The 1,608-nt window shown below is 51.7% G+C and carries 1 rRNA gene; it reads left to right on the forward strand.

The annotated features are described in order from the left end of the window. A 23S ribosomal RNA gene (locus tag L1D60_RS23345) occupies positions 1-1,608 on the forward strand; the annotation flags it as partial.

The following is a 1,608-nucleotide window of genomic DNA, read 5'->3' on the forward strand; positions in this document are numbered from 1 at the left end:
GTGAAATAGAACCTGAAACCGTGTACGTACAAGCAGTAGGAGCACCTTCGTGGTGTGACTGCGTACCTTTTGTATAATGGGTCAGCGACTTATATTCAGTGGCAAGGTTAACCATCTAGGGGAGCCGTAGCGAAAGCGAGTGTTAACTGCGCGACTCAGTCGCTGGATATAGACCCGAAACCAGGTGATCTAGCCATGGGCAGGTTGAAGRTTGAGTAACATCAAYTGGAGGACCGAACCGACTAATGTTGAAAAATTAGCGGATGACTTGTGGCTAGGGGTGAAAGGCCAATCAAACCTGGAGATAGCTGGTTCTCCCCGAAAGCTATTTAGGTAGCGCCTCGGACGAATACTACTGGGNTTGAGTAACATCAAYTGGAGGACCGAACCGACTAATGTTGAAAAATTAGCGGATGACTTGTGGCTAGGGGTGAAAGGCCAATCAAACCTGGAGATAGCTGGTTCTCCCCGAAAGCTATTTAGGTAGCGCCTCGGACGAATACTACTGGGGGTAGAGCACTGTTAAGGCTAGGGGGTCATCCCGACTTACCAACCCTTTGCAAACTCCGAATACCAGTAAGTACTATCCGGGAGACACACGGCGGGTGCTAACGTCCGTCGTGGAGAGGGAAACAACCCAGACCGCCAGCTAAGGTCCCAAAGAGAGCACTGTTAAGGCTAGGGGGTCATCCCGACTTACCAACCCTTTGCAAACTCCGAATACCAGTAAGTACTATCCGGGAGACACACGGCGGGTGCTAACGTCCGTCGTGGAGAGGGAAACAACCCAGACCGCCAGCTAAGGTCCCAAATTACTACTAAGTGGGAAACGATGTGGGAAGGCTCAGACAGCCAGGATGTTGGCTTAGAAGCAGCCATCATTTAAAGAAAGCGTAATAGCTCACTGGTCGAGTCGGCCTGCGCGGAAGATGTAACGGGGCTAAGTAGTAAACCGAAGCTGCGGCAATGCACTTTAGTGCATTGGGTAGGGGAGCGTTCTGTAAGCGGTTGAAGGTGTGTGGTAACGCATGCTGGACGTATCAGAAGTGCGAATGCTGACATGAGTAACGATAAAGGGGGTGAAAAACYYCCTCGCCGGAAGACCAAGGGTTCCTGTCCAACGTTAATCGGGGCAGGGTAAGTCGACCCCTAAGGCGAGGCCGAAAGGCGTAGTCGATGGGAAACGGGTTAATATTCCCGTACTTCTTACAATTGCGATGGGGGGACGGAGAAGGCTAGCGTTAATCGGGGCAGGGTAAGTCGACCCCTAAGGCGAGGCCGAAAGGCGTAGTCGATGGGAAACGGGTTAATATTCCCGTACTTCTTACAATTGCGATGGGGGGACGGAGAAGGCTAGGTGGGCCTGGCGACGGTTGTCCAGGTTCAAGTACGTAGGCGGAAGARTTAGGTAAATCCGGTTCTTCTTAACGCTGAGATACGATGTCGAGCCACTACGGTGGTGAAGTCATTGATGCCATGCTTCCAGGAAAAGCCTCTAAGCTTCAGATTGTAAGGAATCGTACCCCAAACCGACACAGGTGGTCGGGTAGAGAATACCAAGGCGCTTGAGAGAACTCGGGTGAAGGAACTAGGCAAAATGGTACCGTA

Origin of the sequence: Vibrio sp. Isolate30, from assembly GCF_022397975.1 — a bacterium.
GTDB lineage: Bacteria > Pseudomonadota > Gammaproteobacteria > Enterobacterales > Vibrionaceae > Vibrio > Vibrio fortis.